This window comes from Moraxella catarrhalis, from assembly GCF_001632285.1.
Taxonomy (GTDB): Bacteria; Pseudomonadota; Gammaproteobacteria; order Pseudomonadales; family Moraxellaceae; genus Moraxella; species Moraxella catarrhalis.
Map to the genome: position 1 here is coordinate 1 of NZ_LWAH01000003.1, position 4,324 is coordinate 4,324.

The 4,324-nt window shown below is 46.0% G+C and carries 1 protein-coding gene; it reads left to right on the forward strand.

All coding sequences use genetic code 11. From position 1 onward, the window contains the following. Positions 1–21 precede the first annotated feature (21 nt). Positions 22–4,324, forward strand: a 4,303-nt coding sequence (locus tag A4U55_RS08745) for a two-partner secretion domain-containing protein (protein WP_227513409.1), incomplete at its 3' end; no start/stop codon positions are given.

Below are 4,324 nucleotides of genomic sequence, written 5' to 3' on the forward strand. Positions count from 1 at the left end.
AAACAACAAGGACAGTCCACCATGAATCGCTTTTGCTACCGTGTTATTTTTAATAAGAACCTAGGAAGATTGGTTGTTGTTTCTGAAATAACGAAAGCACAGGGAAAATCAGGCAATTTGGGTGGTGGTCTTGGTAAAAAGCCAACTTGGCTTTCCATCTCTTTGATGACAAAGCTTGCGCCATTAACCATCGCTTGTTGGCTTGGCTGTAGCGGTTCTGCATTTGCCAATGTTATTTCTGACAGTCAAGCACCTGTCTTTCAAAGACCCATCATTGCTGCCGCCAAAAACGACCGTCAGCAAACCGTTGCCCTTGTTCAAATTCAAACCCCAGTTCAGGGAATATCTCATAATAAGTACACACAATTTGATGTACCCAATCAAGGTATTGTTCTAAATAATGCTCGTACAGGAGCAAGCACCCAATTGGTTGGTGCAGTAGCTGCCAATCCTTTTTTAAAGCAAGGTGAGGCACACACCATTGTCAATGAGGTTCGTAGTAGCAAGGCAAGCCAATTGGCAGGCTCCATCGAAGTTGCTGGACAAAAAGCCAATTTGGTGATTGCCAATCCATCAGGCATTACAGTTACTGGTGCTGGCTTTATTAATGTGCATGAAGCAACCTTATCGACAGGTCAAGCAATCAACAAGCAAGGACATATTCACCACACTGTCAACAAGGGTGCCATTGTCATCCAAACACCAAAGAGTGCGAATGTGGCCACTCAAACAACGACTAATAATATTGGTCTTGGTGGACCAAACAAAAACGCCGACTTGGTAAATCTGTACAGCAAGACCGCCAACATTAACGCTCAAGTACAGGCAGAATATGCCATTACCACCGTTACCGGAACCAACCAGATCAGTGATGTAGGACAAGTTACGCCCATCACCAGTAATCAAACGACTACCAATACAACAAAACCCACGACTGCCATTGACATCAAGTCCCTAGGTGGAATGACAGCTGGTAGCATTAGCTTGGTTGGTACCGATAAGGGCTTTGGGGTAAATCAAGCAGGTAGTCTAAATGCCAAACAAGCCATTACCATCACCGCAGATGGTAAAATTACCCACTCTGGCCAATCAAGTGTACAGCAAGGGGTGGTCAGCCTAAAAAGTAACACCGCAGTGGGATTGAATGGCTCAACCAGTAATAAAACCACCATTTGGGCCAGCAAAGACATCGCCATGAGTGCACCTACCATCATGGCCAACCATGCCTCTTTGAACAGTGCCAGCAACATCACATTGCAGGCCAAACAAGAGCTTGGCACAAACAACACAACAATTCATGCTGGCAAAAAGATTGAGGCAATTGTCTTTGACAATCCAACACCAAAAAACACAAATGGTACGGCCAGCTTCACCAACACAACCTTTACAACCCAAGGGGCGTTGACCACTGCCAACTTGCAAGGTAATTTAACACACAACCAAAGCATCATTGATGCCGCAGGCAATGTCTCAAGCTTTGCTAAAGGCCAGCAAACACTTGACCATACCAATATCACCAGTCAGGCCAACATCCAAATCCAAGCTAACAGCGATCTGATTGTCAACAACAGTCAAATTAACTCCGCCAAACACACCACCATCTATGTTCAAGGCAATCAAACCACCACAAACAGCACCTTGATTGCCAAAGGCATTGTCAGCGATGTGGTCAAGGGTGATCATCGTATTAACGGTAATGGCACCTACCAAGGCGGTGCTGTCTTGCTTGACAGTACAAGCCTTACCTTAAATGGTAGGCTCATTGCCAGAACGACCAAATCACCACTACTCAATAGCAACAAAAACGCACAAGTGCTCAACGGTTCTTTATCCATTCAAACGGACCGTGCGCTTACCCTAAACAGCACAAATCACAATTTAGCCATCGGTGGAGATATTAGCCTAGTCAGTCAACAAGGCAAGCTTACCCTACAAAACACCAATCCCGTTACCAATGGCAATCAAGCGCACTATACCTTAAACGCTCATCAAGGCAATCTTACTTTGCAAGGCAGTGAAGTGCAACTACAAGGTGTCAACCTAAAGTCCAAAAATAACCTCACTGTCTATGCCACCCAAGGTAGTGTAGTGATGGATGGGGTTAAGCGTGAGTTTAGCAATAAAAATCAAAGTGGGAGCGATCAAAAGCGTGCCTTGGAGGCAAAACTTGATGAAGCCGCCAGGCTAAGTCTTACCACAAGAGCCAATGCATTCACCAACACCAAATCCAGAATTGAAAACCAGTTAGGCATTTTAAACAGCAACTCAACTGGCTTTATTCACACCCTAACCACCTTAGTCTCACAAGCTGGTGACATTGGTGTGTATGCCAAACAAGGCATTCTTTCACAAGGCGCCTTACTTAACGCCGTAAGTGGTAACATTACCCTAGAGGCGCAAGGCGTGCTACCGTTTGCCTACCAGCAAACAACCAAGTCATCGCAGTCAGGCAGCTCAAACCAATCTGATGCCGAAACCCAAACTGACAAGGCGGCCTCCATCATCTTAACAGGCAGCCAAAACCGTTATGAAATCGGTCAAGACGGCAATGACCACCACCGCCTTTTAAGCTTTGGTTCACCAAGCATGCTAACCGCTGGTAGAGACATAGACATTCGTGCAACCAAAGCAGCCACTGACAAGCAAGATGAGACACCAACTTTGGTCTTGCAAGGCACAAAAGCAAAAGCCAATGGTGTAATTGACATTCGTGCCAATCATCACCTACTGCTTGATGTTGGTATCGATTTTGAATATAGTTATGATAAAACCACACGCAAGCACGGCAGATGGTATAGACGTAAGTACACGACAACAGAAACCACCAACGAATGGGTGGATGCTGACGTTGTTGAACTAACGGCGGGTGATTTACGCTTACAAACAACAGGTAATAACAGCAATAATGGTCAAAAGCACCATCTAGACATCTATGGCGCTGAACTCAACACTACTGGTAACATCACACTGGGCGCCAGTGGCAATATCAATCTGTACGCTACAAAAGACACTCACACCATCCAACAAAACAACCAGACCAAGAAAAAATTCCTAGGTATTAAGACTGGTACCAGTAATAGCAAATACAACTTTAGTCAAATCGCTGCCGTACCAGCTTCCTTATCTGCGCAATTCATCAGCAGTCGCTCAAAAGGAGATACCCTGCTTGAAGGCACGCGCTTTGAGTACCTCAAAGGCGCACAGATCAGTGCCGGCGGCAAAATTCGGCTATTGGCAGCCTTAAGTGAGCTACAAACCGCCACTCAACGAGAGGACAATTGGGTCGTATGGCAGCGCACCCAAGGCGAAGGTCAACACACTCAGACAGCCCAACTGCCAAGCTTTACAGGTACAGCAGCCCCCATGTTTGAAGCTCAAGGCGGTCTAAATATCCAAATCCCCATATCTGAAAAAGATGTTCAAAAAAGACAGCTCAAAGATGAAATCATCACCCTTGCCAGTCAACCACAGTACAGCTACCTAAACGATCTGGTGAATCGCAATGATGTTGATTGGCAGCAAATCATCCTAACCGACAAAGACTGGGATTATAAGCAGCAAGGACTGACCCCTGCTGGTGCTGCGATTGTGGCGATTGCGGTGGCTTATGCGACAGGTGGCGTAGGTACAGCTCTGACAAGTACTGTTGCAACAGCAACAGGCAGTACCACCCTAGGCACCATGACAAGTGCTGCCTTTAGCTCATTGGTAACACAAGCCAGCATCAGCCTAATCGATAACCAAGGCAACATCAAGCAAACACTCAAAGACTTAGGTAGTAAACAAAACATCAAGCAAATGACCTTTGCCATTGCCAGCGCTGGGATTGGTAGCAAAATTAACAAAAGCCTAGGACTATCAAACACCGACATCACCCAAGCAGGCTTTAATGACAGACTGATCAAAGGTATTGCCGATGGTACCAGTCGTGGACTGCTAGAAAGTGCAGTATATGGGGTGGATTTGGAAGAGGCTTTAAAACAAAGCTTAACCAAAGAGCTTGTCGGTCTAGGCACTCAAAACATCTTCAAAGACATCATCCATGACATCGATGGTGATACACTAGCACGCAACATCGCTCATAAACTTGCCGCAGGTTTAACAGGCTGTCTATCTGCCAAAGCGGCAGGAAATCGTTGTGAAGCAGGCAGCATTGGTGCTGTCGTTGGTGAGATGTGGGGTGATTATCAAGTAGATGACTCAAACACCCTAACCCAAGCACAAAAAGACAAACTCATCAATCAAGCCAAACTGATTGCAGGCATCACCGCTGCCTTTGCTGGTGAAGATGTCAATGTGGCTGCTGGTGTGGCAGCGGAGGCGG